This is a genomic window from Sulfitobacter sp. S190 (assembly GCF_025141935.1).
Taxonomy (GTDB): domain Bacteria; phylum Pseudomonadota; class Alphaproteobacteria; order Rhodobacterales; family Rhodobacteraceae; genus Sulfitobacter.
In genome coordinates this window covers 20,430-40,256 of sequence record NZ_CP081125.1, presented here as the reverse complement: position 1 = coordinate 40,256, position 19,827 = coordinate 20,430, and the positions used below count along the sequence as shown (strand labels likewise).

General features: G+C 59.8%; 16 protein-coding genes and 1 pseudogene. 4 read left to right on the top strand and 13 right to left on the bottom strand.

Going from position 1 to position 19,827, the window contains the following annotated elements; genetic code table 11:
* Positions 1-4 precede the first annotated feature (4 nt).
* Positions 5-400 (bottom strand): MerR family transcriptional regulator, encoded by a 396-nt coding sequence (locus K3756_RS19260; RefSeq protein WP_076628673.1) that lies wholly within the window; start codon positions 398-400, stop codon positions 5-7.
* A gap of 53 nt (positions 401-453) precedes the next feature.
* On the opposite strand from K3756_RS19260, the gene K3756_RS19255 reads away from it, so the two are divergent.
* From K3756_RS19255 to K3756_RS19245, 3 genes are read left to right on the top strand one after another with little or no spacing between them, the layout of a single operon-like run.
* Positions 454-837 (top strand): hypothetical protein, encoded by a 384-nt coding sequence (locus K3756_RS19255; protein ID WP_076628671.1) that lies wholly within the window; start codon positions 454-456, stop codon positions 835-837.
* Complete coding sequence (merF, locus tag K3756_RS19250) at positions 834-1,043, top strand: mercury resistance system transport protein MerF (RefSeq protein WP_076628670.1); 210 nt, start codon at positions 834-836, stop codon at positions 1,041-1,043. The genes K3756_RS19255 and merF overlap by 4 nt, the downstream gene beginning before the upstream one ends.
* On the top strand, positions 1,019-1,243 hold the full coding sequence (locus tag K3756_RS19245) for a GDCCVxC domain-containing (seleno)protein (RefSeq protein WP_076628668.1): 225 nt from the start codon (positions 1,019-1,021) through the stop codon (positions 1,241-1,243). Before merF ends, K3756_RS19245 begins: the two co-directional genes overlap by 25 nt.
* Before the next feature lie 422 nt (positions 1,244-1,665).
* Here K3756_RS19245 and K3756_RS19240 read toward each other — a convergent pair whose 3' ends face one another.
* The 4 genes from K3756_RS19240 to K3756_RS19225 form a co-directional block, all read right to left on the bottom strand.
* On the bottom strand, positions 1,666-3,687 hold the full coding sequence (locus K3756_RS19240; RefSeq protein ID WP_259994550.1) for a type IV secretory system conjugative DNA transfer family protein: 2,022 nt from the start codon (positions 3,685-3,687) through the stop codon (positions 1,666-1,668).
* Positions 3,680-5,914 carry a relaxase/mobilization nuclease domain-containing protein gene (locus K3756_RS19235; protein WP_259994541.1) on the bottom strand — a complete coding sequence of 745 codons (2,235 nt, stop codon included), beginning with the start codon at positions 5,912-5,914 and terminating at the stop codon, positions 3,680-3,682. The genes K3756_RS19240 and K3756_RS19235 overlap by 8 nt, the downstream gene beginning before the upstream one ends.
* Entirely contained in the window at positions 5,901-6,482 is a 582-nt protein-coding gene (locus K3756_RS19230; RefSeq protein ID WP_259994532.1) for a helix-turn-helix domain-containing protein, read from the bottom strand. The genes K3756_RS19235 and K3756_RS19230 overlap by 14 nt, the downstream gene beginning before the upstream one ends.
* Before the next feature lie 745 nt (positions 6,483-7,227).
* Entirely contained in the window at positions 7,228-8,157 is a 930-nt protein-coding gene (locus tag K3756_RS19225) for a DUF2493 domain-containing protein (protein WP_259994530.1), read from the bottom strand.
* 800 nt (positions 8,158-8,957) lie between these two features.
* On the opposite strand from K3756_RS19225, the gene K3756_RS19220 reads away from it, so the two are divergent.
* On the top strand, positions 8,958-9,671 hold the full coding sequence (locus K3756_RS19220) for a DNA helicase (RefSeq protein ID WP_259994527.1): 714 nt from the start codon (positions 8,958-8,960) through the stop codon (positions 9,669-9,671).
* Between the two features lie 157 nt (positions 9,672-9,828).
* Here the strand turns inward: K3756_RS19220 and K3756_RS19215 are convergent, their stop codons facing one another.
* The 8 genes and pseudogenes from K3756_RS19215 to K3756_RS19180 all read right to left on the bottom strand — a co-directional run bounded on the left by K3756_RS19215 (position 9,829) and on the right by K3756_RS19180 (position 19,793).
* Positions 9,829-10,557, bottom strand: a complete 729-nt coding sequence (locus K3756_RS19215; protein WP_259994526.1) for a DUF736 domain-containing protein — start codon at positions 10,555-10,557, stop codon at positions 9,829-9,831.
* A gap of 423 nt (positions 10,558-10,980) precedes the next feature.
* Positions 10,981-11,175, bottom strand: a pseudogene (locus K3756_RS19210) (hypothetical protein); the annotation flags it as partial.
* A gap of 107 nt (positions 11,176-11,282) precedes the next feature.
* Positions 11,283-15,548: a strawberry notch-like NTP hydrolase domain-containing protein gene (locus K3756_RS19205; RefSeq protein ID WP_259994525.1), complete on the bottom strand. Its 4,266-nt coding sequence runs from the start codon at positions 15,546-15,548 to the stop codon at positions 11,283-11,285.
* Between the two features lie 164 nt (positions 15,549-15,712).
* Positions 15,713-16,132: a hypothetical protein gene (locus K3756_RS19200; RefSeq protein ID WP_259994524.1), complete on the bottom strand. Its 420-nt coding sequence runs from the start codon at positions 16,130-16,132 to the stop codon at positions 15,713-15,715.
* On the bottom strand, positions 16,122-16,364 hold the full coding sequence (locus tag K3756_RS19195; RefSeq protein ID WP_259994523.1) for a type II toxin-antitoxin system Phd/YefM family antitoxin: 243 nt from the start codon (positions 16,362-16,364) through the stop codon (positions 16,122-16,124). The genes K3756_RS19200 and K3756_RS19195 overlap by 11 nt, the downstream gene beginning before the upstream one ends.
* Positions 16,365-16,459: 95 nt before the next feature.
* Positions 16,460-17,116, bottom strand: a complete 657-nt coding sequence (locus tag K3756_RS19190; RefSeq protein ID WP_259994522.1) for a DUF6927 domain-containing protein — start codon at positions 17,114-17,116, stop codon at positions 16,460-16,462.
* Entirely contained in the window at positions 17,116-17,709 is a 594-nt protein-coding gene (locus K3756_RS19185) for a regulator (protein WP_259994520.1), read from the bottom strand. Before K3756_RS19185 ends, K3756_RS19190 begins: the two co-directional genes overlap by 1 nt.
* A gap of 104 nt (positions 17,710-17,813) precedes the next feature.
* Positions 17,814-19,793 (bottom strand): ParB N-terminal domain-containing protein, encoded by a 1,980-nt coding sequence (locus tag K3756_RS19180; protein ID WP_259994518.1) that lies wholly within the window; start codon positions 19,791-19,793, stop codon positions 17,814-17,816.
* Positions 19,794-19,827 lie beyond the last annotated feature (34 nt).

Below are 19,827 nucleotides of genomic sequence, written 5' to 3'. Positions count from 1 at the left end.
GAACCTATGGATTTTGACCCATGAGCGCGTCGAGCATCGGGCAGTCGCGGCGGCCTTTTTCGCAGTTTGCGACCAACTCGACTAAGGCACTCTCTAGCTGCAGAAGCTCTGCCAGCTTGGCTTGAACTTCCGAGAGATGTTTGCGTCCAAGCTGCTCTACCGTTTCACACGCGCCTGCTGGCTCATGAGCCAGGCTTCGCAGCGCAACAGCATCGTGGATCGAGAACCCGAGGTCGCGGCAGCGTTTGATGAAGCGAAGCTCCGATATCTCGGTGTCTGAGTATGTTCGACGTCCAGCTGCCGTCCGTCCCGCTTTCGAGATGATCCCCTCGCGCTCGTAGTAACGGATCGCTTCTATCGAGACGCCACTCAAACGGGATGCTTCACCAATCGCAACCATGTGATCTTTCTCCGCTTGCTCCTGTAGTAACTACAGGATGCATATAACCGACCATGATGTCGAATACCGAAACACTTCATGACAGCGCCAAGGGACCGAACAGCCTTTTGATTGGCGGTGCTGGATTTCTTGCTTTGCTCAGTGCGTCCTGCTGTGTCTTGCCCATTGGGTTGTCGATAATTGGCCTGGGCGGCACCTGGCTCACCATGCTCGGTCCGTTTGTTGCCTATCGCATTGAGATTTTGGTGATTGTCGGGTTGGTTCTGGCCTGGGGCTGTTTCCGGCTGTGGACGCGTTGGAGCTGCGCCAGCCGCGAACGCTCAACGGTCGTCATATTGGGCTTCACAACGGTTGCCTTCGCCCTCACAGCCAGTTCGCCCCTTTGGGAAGAAGACGCGGTACGCACGATGTTTGCCCTGTGGAGACAAACACGATGAAGGGCCGGCTTCTGCCCGTGGGCCTCGGCGGAGCCGGGTTGGCAGCAGTGTGCTGCCTTACACCTTTTTTGCCGTGGCTGTTTTCGCTTCTCGGGATCAGCGGCGCGCTCGGCTACGTCTATCGGGATGATGTGCTGCTTCCGATTTTGGCAGGATTTCTCATACTGACAGGATATGCACTATGGCGACGCAGACGAACGAAGTGACCCTCCAATCCACGATTACCTGTCCCAAATGCGGTCATACCGCCGACGAAATCATGCCGACCGACGCCTGCCAGTGGTTCTATGAATGCGCGTCTTGCAAAGCGGTGCTGAAACCGGAACCCGGAGACTGTTGCGTGTACTGCTCCTATGGCACCATCGCCTGCCCGCCGATCCAGGAAGGAAACTCCTGCTGCGGTTAGTGTATAATATCCCCCTGACAGAACAGACGCGCCATAGACGGTCGATCCCGCCAATCCGCACCGCCTCATGGGAGATCAGTCAGTTAGTTGGGACGAAAACCCAAGGCGAAACTAACCCGGGTTTTGCGAGGTTTCTGCCGCCTTAATCCGGCAACGACAATGGCCTGCGCTCATGCAAAAGCTCGCGCAGGCCGGGTTTGAGACCTAGAAGTAGATCAAGAACTGGGTCTACTACCGACCGGACAGAGAGGGGATAGCGCATTCCTTCACGATCTCGATTGTCGGCTTAGGCAACTGTAGCTGCCGTTCGTGTCACCCGCAGCATCGGTGAGTCTGGGGCTCTTCAGACACCTTCGCCGCGCGCGTCACCAATGTCTGCACACTGGATCGTCGCTTCGGAACTGTTCGGCTTTCGACCAAAGCTAGCCTATGACCTCTCGATCACCTTGCGCCTCGGACAACTCTTCAAAACCAAGTTCCGCTTCCAATGCTTCGAGGTCAGACAATACAATTTCTACGTCTTCGCGATCCTCAGATTTCAGACTGACATCTTCACTTTGCGCAGCGACTGTAAAGTCCATTTCGATTTGGCGGTCTTGATCCGCATCCTGAACTTGCTGAACGGCCCGGGCAACCTTCCGCTTGGATCTCGGTCCCGCGCGTCGCTCTTCACGTTTTGGAGGCACTCTCTTGGGCGGTTCCTCTGCCTGATTGATCCTCTGGCCCGTATCGCCACTCCCTCGTTGAGAAGCATCGCCACCGTTGTCCGAACGTGCCCTTGTTTCGTCACCACCTTTCGGTGGGAATGGTAATTCACCCACCTGCTCGTTATGGATTTTCATGAAGTACGGATCGTCAAAATACTGGATACGCTTCGCGCGGATCGGCATCTGCGCATCGATGACCATGATGATCTCGTCGAGGGGCAACCGCCGCGCCTCATCCTCTGGCAGAAGCGACGTCTCTTCTGTCCGCATCGACTGGCTGCGCCCTTCGAAGGGGTTCTTGCCAATCGAGCGCGAGCGCGTCACCACGGTCTTTGTTGTCTTTCCAACCGCCTTGCTGAGCTCCTCAATGGTCTTTTCGTCAGAGGGTGTCAGGTACAGCTTCACGCCGGCATTGCCTTGCAGGGCGCGCCGCGTGTTTTCGCCGTAGATCTCATCGATGGCAGGGATGGTCTGGGTGACCACCGCCAGATGCCCACGGTAGGATCTGAGCGTCTCGATGCTTTCAACCACGATAGGCATCTTTCCGAGCCGGTTGAACTCGTCGAGCATGATCATCACGCGCCAGGGCTCATCGGTACCGGGTTCCTTCTCCTGCATGGCTGAGAGGAGGTCCGAGAAGAACAAGCGGATGAGCGGTGCGAGGGGTTTCACCATAAGCGGCTGGACCACCAGATAGACGCTCATCGGTTTCTTACGGATTTCTCGGAAATCAAAGTCCGAGACTGCCGTCGCCTCATCGATGGCGGGGTTCTGCCATTGGTCGAGACCAGAGGTCATCAGGAGCGAGACATAGGAGGTCAGCGTGTCGTTGTTCGTAGAGGCCAGACGCGTGAAGACCAGTTTGGCGGCCTTGTTCTCCACCTCGTGGGAGCGCGCAAGATACTCTTTTTGCTTGTTACCGCCAGAAGCGGCGATCCGGTAGATTTCTCCCAAGGTGGGTTTTCTGCGCTGGAACGCCAGAAGCCCCGCCGCGACAAAGAGATCGATCCCGCCCTTCAGGAGCCCCTGCACGCGGTCATTATCGTTCTGCAGGAACAGCGTCGCCAAAAGCTGCAACTCCATCTGCTGACGCGCGGGGTCTTCCAACTCATAGATCCGCTGAAGCGGATTGTAACGATGGGTGCGCTTGGTCTCCCAATCCGTTGGCGCGAAGCGGAACACCGCGTCGCCCTGAGATGCGCGATGACGCGCCGTCGCCTCATAGCATTCGCCCTTCACATCCAGCGTCACCGACGATCCTTGCCAGGTGAGCAGGTTCGGGATCACGAAACCCGTGGTCTTGCCGCGACCGGTCGGGGCGACGATCAGCGCGTGGGGCAGAACCTTGGAGCAGAGGAACGGTCCCCGGCCTTTGGGTTTGCCGAGCTTGCCGATGATAAACCCGGTCCCGGGGGCCCCGAAGAATCCGTTGCGCTTCATCTCACGGCGGGTCTGCCAATGGGTTTGGCCGAAGCGCGTGAGCGCCGAGCCCGAGAGCGCGATGGCGATCATGAGACCCGCCACCCCTGCCCCGCCCGTGATGAAGTTCACCAACCGGAAATCCTCCGGCCGCACCTCACGGATCGCAATGTAGTTCTGCGCGATATAGGCAAAATCGATATCGGCCTGGAAGCCAAGGTCGCGGAAGGTGAGCACGGCAGAAGCGATGACATAGCCCATCGCGATCGCCACCAGCGTGACCAAAACCACGCCAACCGCGATGCGCCCTCTACCCATGGGTCTGGCCCTTCTCGCGCTCCACGTGGGTCTCGCTCAACCACTGCGCCTCGTATTCGCGCTCGGCGATCTCTTCGACCACGGCCCGGGCTGCGTCGCTGTTCGCTGTGGCTGCGTCGGACTGCAGATAGGCCTTTGCCGCGTAGAGCCGGTCGAGCCGATCCTCGACCACGTCCTTCAGCGCGTCGCTGTCCCCTGCGCGTAGCCGTTTTGTCTGATCGTCGTCCAGAAGCTGTTCAACTTCTGCACGATAACTCACTCGCTGATCCGCATCGGCAAAAGGTGAAGACAGATTGCCGTCGCGCTCATGGGCAATGACGCGGCGCAATTCTTCGGTCTCGACGGGGGCCGGCTCTCGTTCTGCCCGCAGCGCCTCATCGACCTGCGCGTAGGTATCTCCGAGACCGCGCGCCACATGATCGGGCATATCCGGGTAGCGGGCTTTCAAGTCTTTTGCAACGGACTCCGCCAAAGGCTGGTCCGCTGGCGCGCCCTGACGGGCCGCCTCGATCTCTCGAGTCATGCGACCGGCCAAGACCCGATCTCTGATCCGCGGTGCGCCCTCCTGATCCTGGCGGATCACATCTGTAGGCCGCGCCAGGAGTTCGGGACGATCTCTCAGATACGCCTGCTGCCCTTCCTCGATCCGATCAAAGACGCGATCTTCGATATTCAGACTCTGGCGCGAGAGCTCCGCCTCGCTCATGCCCTCCGCTCGCATCTCCGCCCGGATCGCCCGCGTCGTTTCCTCGACGTGACGCTGGTCGAAATGGATATCGAGTTCACGGTCTTCCTCGATCACCCCATCCTCGCGCAGGACCCCGGCCCGCTCGAGCGTGGTGCCGAGGTCCACGTGGACGCGGTTCAGCACCTCCCGTGCCTGTTCCATATCACGGCGGCGCTCCAGGTTCAGACCGTTCTCTTCGGCCACCTTGCTCAAATCATCGGCAATCCACTGGCGCTCGAGGGCGGCGTTCTGCGCCCCGGTCTCCAAGCGCGCCATGACCGTCTTCGCATTGATGCCGGTTCCGCGCAGTGCTGCATCCACCTGTGCCCGCAACTCCGGTCTCTCGAGGCGATCCAGACGCGCGGTTTCAATGTTCGCTTCCGAGTAAACCCCGCCCTCTGACGGTCGCTCGGTAAGCGTCTGGGATCGGATCCCAAGGGGTTGCATATGCTGTACCCGCGCCTGGATTTCGTTCAGGCTTTTCTCGAGCGCGGGGCGCTCCGCATCGGGCCGCGCGGCGATCATGGTCTGGACGCGCTCAATCTTCTCGGCATAGCGGCTTCTGAGCTCGTCGAATGTGTTCTCCTCGGCCATGTAGATGTCTCCTTCCTGGGCCACCTGCCCGCCGCGCGCCAGCATCTCACCCGCGCGGAAAAGCGCGTCCGCCACGTCTGCGCGCTTCTCAGATGAGGCTTCGGCGGCCAGCGCCTGATAGATAGATTTCGTGTTGCCAATCTCGGCGAGGGTTCGGATCAGGTCGGCACCGACGCGGTCCCGTTCGATGACCTCCCGCTCTTCCTCTTTCGCGGCATAGACCTCGCCCGTCCGTGGCGGGTAATGCACGACCCCGCGATCCACGCGGCGCGTGGCTTCGAGACGGACGCCGTATTTCTCCGCCTCCTCCACCATCGCGAGGCGGAAGTCGTCATAGTTGAACCTATGATCCCGCGCGAGATAGAAGAACTCTCCCTCCTGGGAGCGGCGGTTCAGCACCAGATGGGCGTGCGGATGATCCCGGTCCTCATGGACTGCGATGATGTAGTCAAAGTGCCCATCGTCGGTCTGCAAAAACCGCTCCGCCACATCCGTCGCGATGTCTCTTACATCCGTCCCGCGTGTCCCAATGGGGAAGGACATCAGCAGATGCGTCGTCTGACCGAGCTTGGGTTTGAACCCCGCGCTCCAGCGCTTCGCAAACCGCTCCGTGAGGTCCTTGATCTCTGCACTCTCGAGCTTGGACTTCCCATCCAGGAACCCGCTCGAGTCCACGATATGGGTAGACTTGGTGGTGAGGTAATGCAGCTGGTTCGAGAGCTGCGACTTGGTGTGTGTACCGCCACCGCGGATTGCCTTGAAGACCGCCGCGCGATGCCCACTCGATGCCCGGATGAACTGCCGGTACTTCGCTGTATTCAGCCCCTGCATCGATCCGCGGATACGGCTCCAGCCCTCCCGGAAGATCTCGCCGGTGACAGCGTCAACGGCATCACTCCGCGGCATGGGCAAACTCCCGCAAGGCCTCGACGGCCATCAGCTGCATCGCGTCCCGGCGACGCCGCACAAGCAGGTCAATCTCATCGGCCGCATCGAGGATGAACCGCGCCAGCCCACGCATCTGTGCGAGGCGCAACTCAGAGAACTCTTGACCCGCCCCCTGCCCGCTTCGATTGGCGCGCGTCATCTGCTTGGCGATTTGCGCAACGCTACCGCCAACCTCATTTAAGGACGCCCTGTAGCGCTCCATCTCGGCGGCCAGTTGCGTGTCCGGCACGAAGGCACCACCCGCCGCTTGCATGAGCCGGCGCAGGCCTTCGGAGCGGGTTTCAATACCTGCCGACGCCAGCACCTCATCGAAAGCCGCAAGCTCCTTAGGGGTGACTTTCAGGCTCACGGCAGCGGTGGCGACCGCAGTATCACTCTGACGCTCCGCATCCGCCTTCAGCGTGTACTGGACGGCCCGAGGCGTCACGCCAAAGCGTGCAGCCAGCTCGGCGCTGGACACACCCTCCGCCGCCTCGCGCACGATCTCCATGCGCTCCGCCTCTGTCAGTCGTTTGCTGCGCGCCATGCGAAGAAAGACCCCCTATTTCCTGCCAACTTCCGCCATTGACCCTCACTATCGCCATTCGTATAATAATGTGTCAATCATATACTTACGGGTCTTATGATATTTTTTCGTTGCTGGACCGCTTGCTGTGCGCTCGAACCGCCCGTTTCGCAGCCGCTCTCGGTATTCTCTTCACCTTGAGGAAAGCGTCCGTTGCACGTCGCAAAATGGCGCCGGGTCACCTGAAGGCTTCCGGCGCGCAAGACACACCGTCGGAGAGCGGCAGAAGTCTTTCCAACCCGTCTTAGACAACCCGCACGTCTGCCACCACCTGGACGTCCTCCGCCCGAGCTTCCGACCGAAAACACCGTTTTCGGCGGCAAGCGAGGGGGAGGGCGCAACCTCGGAAACGGGCCTGACCGGCAGGGTCAAGGGCGGCCAGATTTGGCTTGCCAAATCTCTGCCGGAAAAACCGGCAGGCACAGCCTGACTGTTTTTGTGGATGGCCCCCTTGAGGCTGACGGGCAGGTCTGTTGGTGGAACCGAAACGACTTCGGTTGGCCGCAACCGAATACGCGCTCGTGTTGGCAAGACCGCCCGACGTTCGATTGGTTGACGTCGTTTGTGACCGAAAGTGCGCAGACCAAAACTGGAGCGTTTGGAACTGTCAGCAGCCCCTCGTTCCTTGCGACGCGCTCGAGCCGTTACGTCTCAGCCCCCATCGTGAGAAATGACGAAAGGGCCGCCCGAAGGCGACCCTCTAATTTCACGTCTCTGCCGGTGCTTTGGCCGGGTCTGCGACCCGCATCACCGTCAGGCCTTTCGCCTCCGCCTTCTGCCCGAGGTTCAGCGCGACCCCGTTGCCGCCGAAGAGCACAACACCCGTTGCCGCGAACTTGTCGTCGAGCATCTCGTCGTTGCACTTGAAGGGTGCCGCCCGTCCATGTGCGGACCAGCGCGGATCGAAGCGTGCTTGCGCAATTCCGCGTGCCCGGGCCCACCGAGCCGCGATTATTTCCGCCCCGTGCTTGCCACCCTTATGGCAGAGGAAGATGTCCTGATTGCGGGTCTGTTTGATGCGGTCCCGAACCTTGTCGAGCGTGTGGAAGATGACGTCGATGTCAGTCCAGTCGGTGGCGCCTGAGACAATGAGCGGCACACCCTCGACTTTCGACTTGGCGGCAGTTTCTCGGTCATGTTGCTCGAGGAGTTGCTTGGCCTCGAAGACGGCTCCAGTCTCCTGCGCGCGGACGCTCGCCCGCGAGCCTGCAGCCGGGATAAAGCCTTTGCCGGTCTCCAACTCGTAGCACTCTGCGGCCGCCTCGGACATCACCTCAATTGCATCGACGATCTCCCGAAGGTGCAGGAAGCGCGCCTGCGCCTCTTCGAGAGCGGTTTCTGCGATCTCGGATCCATCGTGGCATTTTGCCAGCGCCCCGATCTTGTCGGCTGTCCGATCGACTTCTTTGCCAAGGACGACCTTGCGGCGCTGCAGGATCGTGGCGAGCCCATGGGCGAGTGGCTCGATCTCGGCCTCCAGACCGGTATTGCGCAATTGCCCGAGGAGGGTCTCGAAAGTCTCCCGGATGATGCTGTCCTTCAGAATGTCGTCGCCGGGGATGGGAAGTTGTGCGTCTTTCTCCGTCAGGCCAAAGAGTTCGATTGTCTCGTAAGTGTTCGCTTGGTCGTATGCCATGTCTGTTCTCCAGAGTTCGGTTGTTCGACCACCACGTGAGTGTGGTGGCATGGCCGAAAACTGGTTCACCGAATCTGTCCGGGTCAGGGACGGCGCAGCCGCCGGCTTGCCGGGCGCAAAAGTTTTCCGCGTGCCACACATGACACATGCACGCCCTCAAGCACGGGACCGCCCAAAGCCACTGGCCCCGCCCTCGCCGAAAAGTTTTGCGATCCTTGACGCGGGCTGATTTGGGGGCCATCCGGAGGATATGCTTCCACGCTCATGTGTGTGTGTTTTGACGGTAGGTTTGACCGTCACGAGCAGGCAAACGGCGGTGCCGGACACGGGGGGAGGACGAAGCGGCGGGATCGTTTTGCACATAGCAAAACAGACCAGAGCGCAGGCCGGAGCCGTGGCCGCGTGCCGACGCGCTCGCGAGACGGACAAACCGGGATGCCAGGTGCAACGCCGCGGTGAGGCCGAATGGCCGAATGCGCGACGGACCGAAGGGCCGTTCTCCCCTGCGACACGCGTAGCCGAGCTGGGGAGGTCGACGAGCCAATGAAGCAAACGTCTCCGAGATGAGAGAACGGAAGGCTTCGGGCCCGTTCTGTTCATTCGTCTGGCTGCGGCGATTGACCAAAACCCAATTGAGTTTTCTTAGCGATGAGGGTAACTTTTCATGGCGGCCCTGCTCGGGCCTCCCCCCTCCACCGGGGCAGCATTTGACATGCGGGGCGATACCACTTCGAACCTAACCTGTTCGAGCATGCGCATAAGGAGGGATTGCGGATACCGCTCGTAAGAGAAGGTTCAAGATGAGACTTTCATCACCAATCTACAAACTTAAGCGTCAGGCAAAATTGCTGGCACGCGACAATGAAATCAGGCTTCACGAAGCACTCAATCAGATGGCCAAAAACGAAGGCTTCAAAGACTGGAGCCACTTGGCGTTCAGCTACTCCAAAACGACACCAGCCAAGGAGGTCATGAGCCAGCTCAATCCAGGCGATATGGTACTGATCGGTGCGCGCCCCGGCCACGGTAAGACTCTTCTTGGATTGGAACTGACTGCATTGGCAGAGAAGAGTAATCGGACAGGCTATGTTTTCTCATTGGACTACAATGAAGCGGATGTCTGGGATCGGTTTGAAAAACTTGGTTTTGACCCCAAGGAACATGAACGTCCAGTCTTCGTCGATACCTCGGACGATATCTGCGCAGCGCATATCATTGAACGCCTCAGAAATGCGCCGGATCCTGCGCTTGCCGTTGTCGATTACCTACAGCTCTTGGATCAAAAGCGAAGCAACCCTCCGCTTGTAGAACAAGTCAGGGCACTAAAAGAATTTGCCGTAAAACGCGGGGCGATTGTTGTTATGATCTCACAAATCGACCGCGTTTTCGAGCTATCTTCTACTAACATGCCAAGCATTGAGGACATACGGCTGCCAAACCCCGTCGATCTGTCGCTTTTTGACAAGCGATGCTTCCTACATGACGGCGAAGTCCAACTCGCGACGGCAGCTTAACATTTGTTCAACCTGCTTTTCGGACGTTCGTAGAAGGTCCGAAAAGTCGGCGACAAATGCCATCGAAGATCGCTCTCTGAAAAACCAGCACGAAAAAAGGGGAACCGTGTCACCACGGCTCCCCTTCTCAATCTTGCTTGTACGAACTGTCTACGGCTTAAGCCACCAGTGACAGCCCGACACCTGCCTCTTGCTGCTGCTCTCCCCCATCAATGAACGGGATGATCGAGAACGTATTCCCGCCGCGTTGCTCATCGTTCTGCACCGCGTTGACGCGCAGATCGCCGTCGGGCGTGTTGATCAGCAGCGAGACATAGTCGTTGCCTGTCCGATTGCTCTTGGCCATCCAGGCGGACCCAACGCGGATCGGCGTTCCGCGCGGCGAGCTGACCTCGATCCGGTAATCAGCATGGGTCTCTTCCGTCTTGTAGCCGTTCTCGATCAGCATGAAGTCCAGATCGAACATCATGTTGGCGATGTAGCCGGCGAAGGCGTTGTCCGCATCCATCGCGGTCAATTCGCCCGAAATGGACCCGGACTTCATAGTGCCGTTGGAGACCAGCGGGATGATCTCGAACTCGCCGCTGTTCGACTGGCGCGCCTCTTGGCTCTGCACCGCGTTGACGCGGAACGGACCAATGCCGACGTCCATCTGCATTGAGATATACGGGTTACCGGTTGTGTTGCCGGTCTCGTTCCACGCCGTGCCGATCCGCACCTTACGGCCGGATTTGTTCACAGCGGTCACATCATAGTCCGGGCTGCGCTCGGACATCTTGGGCCGGGGCTCCAGCTGGATGGCGATGTCGAACTTGGTGCTGTGGATCATGCCGATGAATGCAACGGTTTCGGTCTCAGTGGTCTTCGTCAGGGTTCCTGCGAACATGGGTCTTATCCTTCTTGGGTTGGTGGTGCCTGACCTCCGGCCAGAACATCCAGGATTGCTTTATCGACCCCTCATGGGATCAAACCCCAGAAAGCCTGCTTTCCTTTCTTTCCAGCCGTATCAGCCTGCTCTGCCGCTCAGTTTGGCAGGTTGCACGTTCGGGGACTTACCGCCTTACTGTTCAAACGCTTGAACAGGTCTTTTCTGAATGTCGTCCATCGCTTCCCCTTCAGGGGCTGTCCCATACTCCCGAACGGGACGGTCAACGAGCCGCGTTTCCCCGTCACAGGTGTTGCAATAGGCATGATCCTGCAGATCGGCAGCTTCCCAGAGCTGCAATTCCGAGTCCCATACCGCCCATGCGTCCCGCATGACATCTTCACTGCCGCATTCTGCGCAGTGAATGGTCAGTCCCAGATCAGGGCGCGAGACGAAAAACTCTGCCTCGTCTCCATTCAACCGCGAGACGTCCCGGGACGTCAGGCCAATTGTGCTGCCGTTTGCTGTGAAGGTGATCAGGTATTGGCCAAGGGCGTCCTTGTGGACCACATAACCTTCGTTCGCCCAATGGACGGTCTTGCCGTGGTCCACGGCGGCTTTGATGTCTGCGATGTTCATGATGTTTCCTTTTGAGAGATGTGCACAGCGCTGCCTGACCCCTTGACGCCAGGGCCGTGTCTTGCGTTTGCGATTTCAGTGGGTGGCGTGCCGACGCAGCTGTGCAGTCAGGCGGCGGTGCGGGCGTCGCCGTCACGCGCGCCTGTGATGCGCGCCAGAATGGCCTCGGTATCAACTCCATCGCCATGTGGGACGAACACCCGCAACTGGAAGGCGATGATTTCTGTGAAGCAGCCCTCGGCTTTAAGAGCTTCGATAGCGCTCTTGTCCGCACCATTGATTTCAAGACGGACCTCGCCCGCGACCCGCCGCCGCGTGAGCGTCAAACCACGGCCAAGGTCCACCGTCGCCGTGGTCCCAAGTGCTGCCGCGACCATTTCTGAAGGCGTTTGTGGCGTGCCAATGAGGAACCTTGCGCGCAATGCGGCCGCCCCTTCTTCGCTGACTGTGCGGCCGATCATGCTGGCGCATCCGTCCGGTGTGACCCGATAGATACGCTCATTGCCCGAAGGAATGTCTTTCCAGATCGGGAGCAAGAGACCGGTGAGCAGGTACAGCTTCGTCGTCGTGGTTCTCGGAAGTCTGTCCGCTTCGGCCGTCCATAGGCGGGCAAATTCTTCTCTGTCGATATTCTCCCAAGCGGATTTCTCGAACGCACTTTCGTCCAGATAGGTCTTGCCGGTTGGCCGCGTCACCTTGCGCATGAGGGTCACGATGTCCTCGTCATACATTTGCATTGGTCTGGACGAGATCAGTCCGGCGCGGCCCGATGCGCGGTTCACCATGGGCAGTCTGTTTGAGTTGCGTGCGAGAGCGTCTGCTGCTGATTGGATGTACACAGGGTCTGTGACTTCAAGCCCAACGATCCGAGTGACGGCACCAGATTGAGGACAGGTCCACAGGTCTTCGACGGAGGTCTGTTGGATTGCCTCACCGCGCAGGGTTTCAACGCCGAGGTCCAATGTGCCCGCAGCACGCGCCCGTTCAGTCTGATCGGCGATCCGCCTCATGAACTCCGCAAAGAGCGCGTTCTGCATGTGGATCGGCAGGGCCAGTACCCGGTTCAGAAACCGCTGGATTGGCGGCAGCTCTTCGAGCAGCACACCGTCCTTGTCGATCAAACGCAAGGCGGTCCAATCGGTGAAATCGTCATAGCTCATGGCCTCGGCCCGCCCGGCTGCCAGATCAGCATAATAGCCGCGGAGTGCGGCCCGCGCGATCGGACTTTCGAGATTGTCTTCGTCGCGGAACATGCCCTGCGATCCGGTCTCGCGCTGCCCTTTGGTGAGTGCGCCCAACTGGTCGAGCCGCTTGCTGATTGTCGAGGTGAAGCGTTTTTCGCCGTGGACATCAGAGGTGCAGACCCGGAAGAAGGGCGCGCTGACCTGCGCGGATCGGTGCGTCCGGCCCAACCCTTGGATGGCCGCATCGGCGCGCCAGCCAGGCTCAAGCAGATAATGTCGGCGGCGTTTCTGGTTCTTGGCCGTTTGCGCTGCATGATAGGAGCGTCCCGTGCCGCCTGCATCGGAGAAGATCAGGATATCCTTTTCGCCGTCCATGAAGGCTTGGGTCTCGGATGAATTGCTGCTGGCGGAGCGCTTCTCGATGAAAAGATGACCATCCTCGGCCTTCAAAGGGCGGATAGACCGCCCCGTGACCTCTGCGACGGCCTCGTCGCCAAAAGCCCAGAGGATCTGGTCGAGCGCAGAGGGGATCGGCGCCAGCGTCATCAACTCCGTCATGGCCGCATCGCGTAAGCCAAGCGCCTCGCGTGAGACGACCAGCGCGCCAGTGTCATCGCGGAGCGGCTCGGCCACCATATTGCCGTCGATCTCGACCAGCTTTTGCGTGTGGATTGGAAACGCCTGTTCGAGATAGCTGAGCACATAGTCCCGCGGCGTCAGGGCCCCTTCGACCAACTCATCTTCGGGGTCCATCGCCTCCAAACGTCGTTTCAAGAGGCTCTCTCCCGTGGAGACCACCTGCACGACACAGGCATATCCTGCTGATACGTCGTTCTCGACGGCACGAATGATCGTGGTAGCTTTCATCCCCATCAGGAGATGATTGAAGAAGCGCTGCTTCGTGCTCTCGAAGCGGGACTTGGCGGAGGCCTTGGCGGCCGACACATTGGTTTCGCCAGAGGCGTCATTGACGCCCGTCGCGGTGAGGGCCGCTTCGAGGTTCTGATGAATCTTGCGGAAGGCACCGGCATAGGCATCATAAATCTCTGTCTGCGCCGAGGTGAGCGCGTGTTCGAGCACATCGTATTCCACGCCATCGAAACTGAGCGCCCGCGCCGTGTAGAGACCGAGGGTTTTCAGATCGCGTGCCACAACCTCCATCGCGGCGACACCACCTGCTTCCATGGCTGAGACAAAGCTTTCTCGGCTTGGGAAAGGATATTCAGGGCCTTGGCCCCAAAGTCCGAGACGAGACGCGTAGGCCAGGTTGTGCACCGATGTTGCACCGGTTGCTGAGACATAAAGCACCCGCGCGCGCGGTGCCGCGAGCTGCAGGCGCAGACCGGCCAGACCCTGTTGAGAGGGCATGACCCCCCTGCCCTCTGCCGATCCGGCGGCGTTCTGCATGGCGTGGGCTTCGTCGAACGCCATGACACCGTCGAAATCTTCTCCCAGCCACGCGAGGATCTGGCTGAGCCGCGTGGTGCCGCACTTGCCCTGAGAGCGCAGCGTCGCGTAGGTGATAAATAGGATGCCGTCCCCCATCGCGATGGGCTGGTCTGGTTTCCACTTCGAAATTGCTTGGATATCAGCGGGCGAACCGCCGAGATCGGTCCAGTCGCGGATCGCATCCTCGATCAAGGTCGCTGACTTGGAAATCCATAGCGCTTTCCTACGACCCGCCAGCCAATTGACGAGGATGAGCCCGGCACACTCCCGGCCCTTGCCGCACCCCGTTCCGTCGCCCAGAAAGTATCCAAGGCGATAGGCGCGCGCGTCGGGATCGTCGTCGTCGCGCTGCATCCTCGTCTGATCATCGTTGATCGTAAACGACCCGTGCAGGTCGCGACCATGCCCGTCGTTTGCCATGATGATGGTTTCAAGCTGCGCCTCAGAGAGATGGCCTTCCGTGATGAGGCGACCCGGCAAGAGCAACTCGCTCGCGGCCTCGAGAGACGGCACTGGTGGTGCGACCGAGGCCATAGCAATGCTTTCAACGAGCGGCGTTGGGTGTTCCTGTGCGCCCACAATATCGATCCGCTGCGGGCGATACTTCGCGTAGATGTCGGAGATGGGGGCGTTCTCGCGGGCCGTGTCCAGAGCAGAGAACGCTAGCGGTAGAACGGCGCGCTTTGCTGGACCCGCAGATGGCTGCGGCGATTTTGGTGTTAGTCGAGCAGGTGGTCTGGTGACTTGAGCACGCGGATTTCTGGAAGGCACGCTTCCATAAGCTTGCGGATTGGTTGTCTCGCTGCGCGTCACTGAAACCTGATCGACGATCTGCAATGCATCATCCAGACTCGCGACTGCGGCGGACAGCATCTCGCCGTCATCCTGGACTTTGTCGAATACCAATAATTGCGTGTCCACGCTTGTGCCGAGCTTGCGATACACCTGTCCTGGTACAGTTAGCGCGAGGCGCGGCGTCAGGAGGTTACATGCCCGATCCCAATATGACGCATCACGCTGCGGGGAGAAGCCCGTCGGCATAATGGCCACGAGCCGCCCGCCCGGTGCGAGGCGCTTGGCGGCCGCAATGAGATGCTTCGCGGCGATATGTTTGTCGCGGGAACGATCGACCGATGACGCGAAAGGTGGGTTCATAGCGATGACGTCGGGACGCGTATCAGCTTGCAGAAGGTCGTCAATGTGTTCCCCGTCATGGTCCGTCACCTCGGTCTCGAACACCACCTCGAGAAGTGCCCGACGGAACGGATCAATCTCGTTGAGCATCAGTTTGCCACCTGCGCGGGCGGCGAAAGCTGCAAGCGCACCGGTCCCGGCAGACGGCTCCAGAACGGTCTCACCCTTGCGAATACTTGCCGCCCGAATGACCAGTGCCGCATAGTGCAGTGGCGTCGAGAACTGCTGCAACCGGATTTGCTGTTCCGAACGACGTGTCTCGGTCAGGAGCCGGGAAGCGACAAGCTTTGCCGCTGTGAAACTGTCCGCAGTGGTTTCCGAGTTCAGAAGTCGCTGGACTGCTGCGGCTTGCATCACGTCATAGGCCTTACGCCAATCCCAGGCACCACTGGCATCGCTGCCATCGAAGACCTCTCGCATAATGCGGGCCAGGGCGGAGCTGCGCAGTGGCCCTCGCTCAATCTCGGCAGCGACCTCGTCAAGTACACTGGTAAAGTCGCCTCGTGAGATTCTGGGGCGACAAGTGTTGGGGGTTGGCTTGGCCATAACGTCTATCCTTTGGTTCAAGATTTGAATTCCAAAGGACAAGAAGCCCGCTTTCCCCTTTCGGGGACGAGCCCTGCACGTCATTCAATCGGGTGAAGGTCAGAGCAGATGATACACAAAGGTGTCTGGCAAAATGCTCCGGCGCCACTTGCGCGAGCAAAAAGCTAGGAACGGTTCGACAAACCCAGCCTGCCGGCGGCGCGAAGACGCTGAACACCCCGCAGGATTGCATCGGTGAAAGCCGGGCTGAACGCTCCCCGGGCGGTGCGATCCTCGATGGTGTAGGACGTCTCAAGGATATCGGCGTTCAGTTCGTCAAGAACGACCCAAAGTGGCACATGGGTATCAAGTTTGGCACGCCGTGCCTCGGTCTCCGGAATTTCCATGGCCACGCGGCCCGGAGCCGGAGCCTTGCTGGTTATCGGTGCGATGAACATGACGTGGTGTCCAGCGGCGTTCGCGACGACGATCACAACGCAACTTGGCCGCGTCTTTCGGCCTTCCGTCTCACCGCGGTCCGCCTGCCATTTCCAAAGGTAGTGATAGTCGAAGACCTGACCCGCCGCAGGGAAGTCAGTGGTCACGGAAGTGATCCTCAAGCCCCTTATCCAGAAGCTTGCCCAACTCTTCCGGCATGTCGCCAGTCTCCAGCGCAACCTGGGACTGTTGCCCGTCTGTTAGAGCTTCAAACTGTTCCATGGACATGATCACGAAACGCGGTTTGCGATGCTTTGTGATCGCAACCGGTGCAACCGTCGCGGCCTCAAAGAGATCGCCGGTGTTGCGGGTCAGCTCGCCTGCTGCGAATTGCTTCATCGTCGATCTCCATACGTTTTCTGCGTTAGACAGAATATACGTATATTCTTAATTTCCTGCAAGAGGCGGCAAGACCGGCTAATACGCCTGCGTCTCTAAGGTTTCTGCCCGGCTAGAAACTCCGCAAGGACCGGACTTGCCGCGCTCATTGCAGAGCTGACCAACTCTGAACCAGCAAGCGAGGCTTTGGACAGGCGCACCAGGCCGCCGGTTTCCTCGATGCGGTAGCAGCGCCGCTTCTGACGGCCGCGACGATAAGTGGTCGCGGTCACAATCTGGCAGGTACTGCCGTCGGTCAACGAAACCGGCTTTGCGAGCCTTATCTTGTCGCCCTCCTCATAGTTTGGGATGGCCGCCCAGTCCCTGCAACGTTGCCGCCAGGCATGGGCATAGCTGTCCGGGTCCTTGAGCTCGGAGAGAAGATTGAGAATGCCGAGCGGTGCGCGCGACTCCACAGGACCAGCGCTTTCCTCCATGTCCTTGTATCCCCAGCAGCCGTCATCGTAGCGCGTGAGAAACACCGCGCCCAAGGTGATGCTGCCATCCATGTCCGTCGCATAAGTGCTGTCATCGACGGGCGATCCGTCGAGATGCGTCACCCGCGCCGCCGCGTACCAGGTTGACCCAACCTTGCTGGTCTTGACCAGTTCGGTACGGCGCGTGTCCGTATCAAACGTGCAGAGCCGTGCGATCTCAGCCTTCTCGTCGGCGTATGTTTTGACCCTGCGGTCGGTGTAGAAGAGCCAACCCACTATGCCGCCCTCCGGTCATCGACGTCGATAAGCGTATCGAGCGGCACGCGATAAGGCTGCATCGCATCGAAGTCCTCGCAATTTCCGGCGTTTCGGACAGTCGCGAAGGTGTCGCAAACGTCCATCAACACAACCCGGAACGTGCCGCCGAGCCCCGATGGCACATCATAGGTGCCCCCGATCAGATAGTCGGATGCGCGGCGCACAAAAATCCGCACCGTATGGCCATCCGTGGCGAGCCGGAGTGTGCCGTGACCGCGGTCGATGAGCGTCTGCAGGTCTTCGAGGATGTCAGTGTAAAACTGACCAGTGAGATCGCGGAACGCGGCCTGGCGCCGCGCAATCCAGTCCACATCGCGTAACGGGTTGATGCCGTCCGCAAAGGCAAAAGACGGATCGGCCTGACTGGTCGTAACGATCCGCGTGGTGCTTCCATCAATGCCGTTGGAGCGCAGGTGCACACCATTGCCAACGATCAGGATGAGCGCGGGTGTGTCGACGGGCCCGTTCCAGTTGGGCAGGAAAGTCGCGCAGGATCGCGCGTGCGCGATTTGCGCCGCGACAGCTGTCGCGGAGAATTTAAGAATAGCCATGTTTTGAGATCCTCTTTGAGGGGCTAGAGAAGCCGCGAACAGCGGCTGATGTGGCGTAATGTGGCCCCGCGCCGGATCGTACCGGGCGCGGGGCATGCGATTGATCAAGCGGCTTTCGCCTGCGCCGGTTCGATCTCGGAGGCGTCGTCTTCGATCTCCGCAGTGGCCTCAGGTTCAAAAGCCGGTGTCGTCTGCATCATGGGCGGGCACCAGGTCGCCACCGCGGCGCGCTGCGCATCGGTAAGCGTTGCGAAGGGTTCCGCGAAGAGCTTTTCGAAGAAGGCGACGATCTCCTTCTTGCTGGACGAGGCCAGCGTGACCGCCTCTTGGCTGAGACCAAGCTCCTCGCTCAGGATTTTCAGCAGCCACGCCTTCTTGAAGCGGTTGAAGAGTGCGGCGTTCGGTGTCCAGTGCGCCCGGATGTCGGGCATGATTTCGATCTCGAAGTCATGCATCAGACTGTCGCTTTGTCGACTGCGCGCAAAGCACGACTGTGTGGTGCTCGCCGTCGCATAGGCGACCAGTTTGGCCTTGGCCGTTGGCTTGAGCTTGCGGAAGAGCGCGAACTGATCTGCGGGCGACCTCGCATCATCCGCCCAGGACAGATCCAAGCCATCGTGGGCGGCGGCGACCTGCTCCAGCGAAGTGCCATCGATCTCATCCATCTTCGCGTGACTGCGATAGGCTTTGCGCGCATCCACCGCGACGGCATGGGTGACGCTCATCGAGGCGAGCACATCGGTGACCAGCTTGAAGAGTGTAAGATCAAGCGTCGCTGCGGAATGCTGGACCATGGCGGCGCCCAATGCCATGGCGCGCTCGGTCTTCAGATCGTCGGTCAGAGAGGCCGGATAGATGATGTCGTCGGTGTCCGCGTCGGATTTGCCGCCCGACGTTCCGGACGCGCTGGTCTTCGTCTCCGGTTTATCCTCCGGGCGCACCATCCCAACGTGCAATGTGATCTGGCCGTTTGACCAGGACGCTATCACGCCGGAACGCGCGAGATCATCAGCACTGTAAGCCTCTTGAAGATCGCGCGCTTCGGCTTCCAGTACATCGACCTTGTCGTAAAGATCGTTGTACGCCTCATCTTCGAGGCTTTCGTCTTCCATTTCGAGCTGGAGTTTTTCGAGCTCGGCGGTGATCTCGTCGACGCGCCTGGCCCCGGTTTCGTCGGGCTCAATCGGGCTCGGATACACCCGGCCATAGTCTGACATCGCGGCATAGTCGTAGCGCACCACGGCATCCGCCCAGGCAAAACCCATGGACGCCCGTGCCTCCTCGGCGGCAGCGTTGAGTTTCTCGAGCAGAATGCTCTCCACCAATTCTGCGTCTTCGAGAACTGAGTGCTCCTCAAGGAGATCGGCTGCGACTGCCCCTCCCCGCGCCTCATAATCTTCCCGTACGAATGCGCCGATGTCGTCGCTCACCTGCACACCGCGCGCTTTCAGGGCTTGGCGAACGGTATATGCCTGCAAGTAGGTGTCTTCTTTCATGAGCGCCTCAAAAACCTCCTTCTGCACCTCCTGGCTCGGGTGGTCGGCGAAGGCCTTCATCGTATCGAGCGTGATCACCTTAGCGCGCGCCGCGGCGCGAATGTCGGGATGGATCAAGCCGTAGCGCAACCGGCCTTTGACGGCCGCGACAGTGGTGCCGAACGTTCTGGCGATGGTGTCCGGCGTCTGACCATCCACCTCCATCATGCGCGCGAAAGCTTCGAACTCATCGATCGCGTTCATCGGCGCTTGCGTGATGTTTTCGGCGAGCGAGAGCGCCGTTGTGACGTCGCAGTCTTCTGAAACGAGGCGGCAATCGACCTTGGTCTTTGTTGTGAAGCCTTTGACGGACTTGTCGGCGACAAGCTCCTTGAGCGCGGCATGCCGGCGCCCACCGGCGAGGACTGCGAACTTGCCATCGATCTTCTGGACGAGAAGTGGCTGGATGAGACCGAGCACAGCAATGCTGGCTTTCAGATGGGCGATGTTCTCTGCCTCGTAGGCTTCAGGCGAATTCGTCCGCACATTTGCGGGATGGGCCACCAGATCGCCGATGGCAACGGAGAGGGGTTTGAGTGCGTGTGTCATGGAATGTCCTTTTTGATCTGTTTGGGCCACGGGC

What these genes read in the sequence shown, in the direction of transcription:
- K3756_RS19260 (WP_076628673.1), bottom strand. Translation starts at nt 400, where the DNA reads ATGGTTGCGATTGGTGAAGCATCCCGTTTGAGTGGCGTCTCGATAGAA.
- K3756_RS19255 (WP_076628671.1), top strand. Translation starts at nt 454, where the DNA reads ATGATGTCGAATACCGAAACACTTCATGACAGCGCCAAGGGACCGAAC.
- merF (WP_076628670.1), top strand. Translation starts at nt 834, where the DNA reads ATGAAGGGCCGGCTTCTGCCCGTGGGCCTCGGCGGAGCCGGGTTGGCA.
- K3756_RS19245 (WP_076628668.1), top strand. Translation starts at nt 1,019, where the DNA reads ATGGCGACGCAGACGAACGAAGTGACCCTCCAATCCACGATTACCTGT.
- K3756_RS19240 (WP_259994550.1), bottom strand. Translation starts at nt 3,687, where the DNA reads ATGGGTAGAGGGCGCATCGCGGTTGGCGTGGTTTTGGTCACGCTGGTG.
- K3756_RS19235 (WP_259994541.1), bottom strand. Translation starts at nt 5,914, where the DNA reads ATGCCGCGGAGTGATGCCGTTGACGCTGTCACCGGCGAGATCTTCCGG.
- K3756_RS19230 (WP_259994532.1), bottom strand. Translation starts at nt 6,482, where the DNA reads ATGGCGCGCAGCAAACGACTGACAGAGGCGGAGCGCATGGAGATCGTG.
- K3756_RS19225 (WP_259994530.1), bottom strand. Translation starts at nt 8,157, where the DNA reads ATGGCATACGACCAAGCGAACACTTACGAGACAATCGAACTCTTTGGC.
- K3756_RS19220 (WP_259994527.1), top strand. Translation starts at nt 8,958, where the DNA reads ATGAGACTTTCATCACCAATCTACAAACTTAAGCGTCAGGCAAAATTG.
- K3756_RS19215 (WP_259994526.1), bottom strand. Translation starts at nt 10,557, where the DNA reads ATGTTCGCAGGAACCCTGACGAAGACCACTGAGACCGAAACCGTTGCA.
- K3756_RS19205 (WP_259994525.1), bottom strand. Translation starts at nt 15,548, where the DNA reads ATGGCCAAGCCAACCCCCAACACTTGTCGCCCCAGAATCTCACGAGGC.
- K3756_RS19195 (WP_259994523.1), bottom strand. Translation starts at nt 16,364, where the DNA reads ATGAAGCAATTCGCAGCAGGCGAGCTGACCCGCAACACCGGCGATCTC.
- K3756_RS19185 (WP_259994520.1), bottom strand. Translation starts at nt 17,709, where the DNA reads ATGGCTATTCTTAAATTCTCCGCGACAGCTGTCGCGGCGCAAATCGCG.
- K3756_RS19180 (WP_259994518.1), bottom strand. Translation starts at nt 19,793, where the DNA reads ATGACACACGCACTCAAACCCCTCTCCGTTGCCATCGGCGATCTGGTG.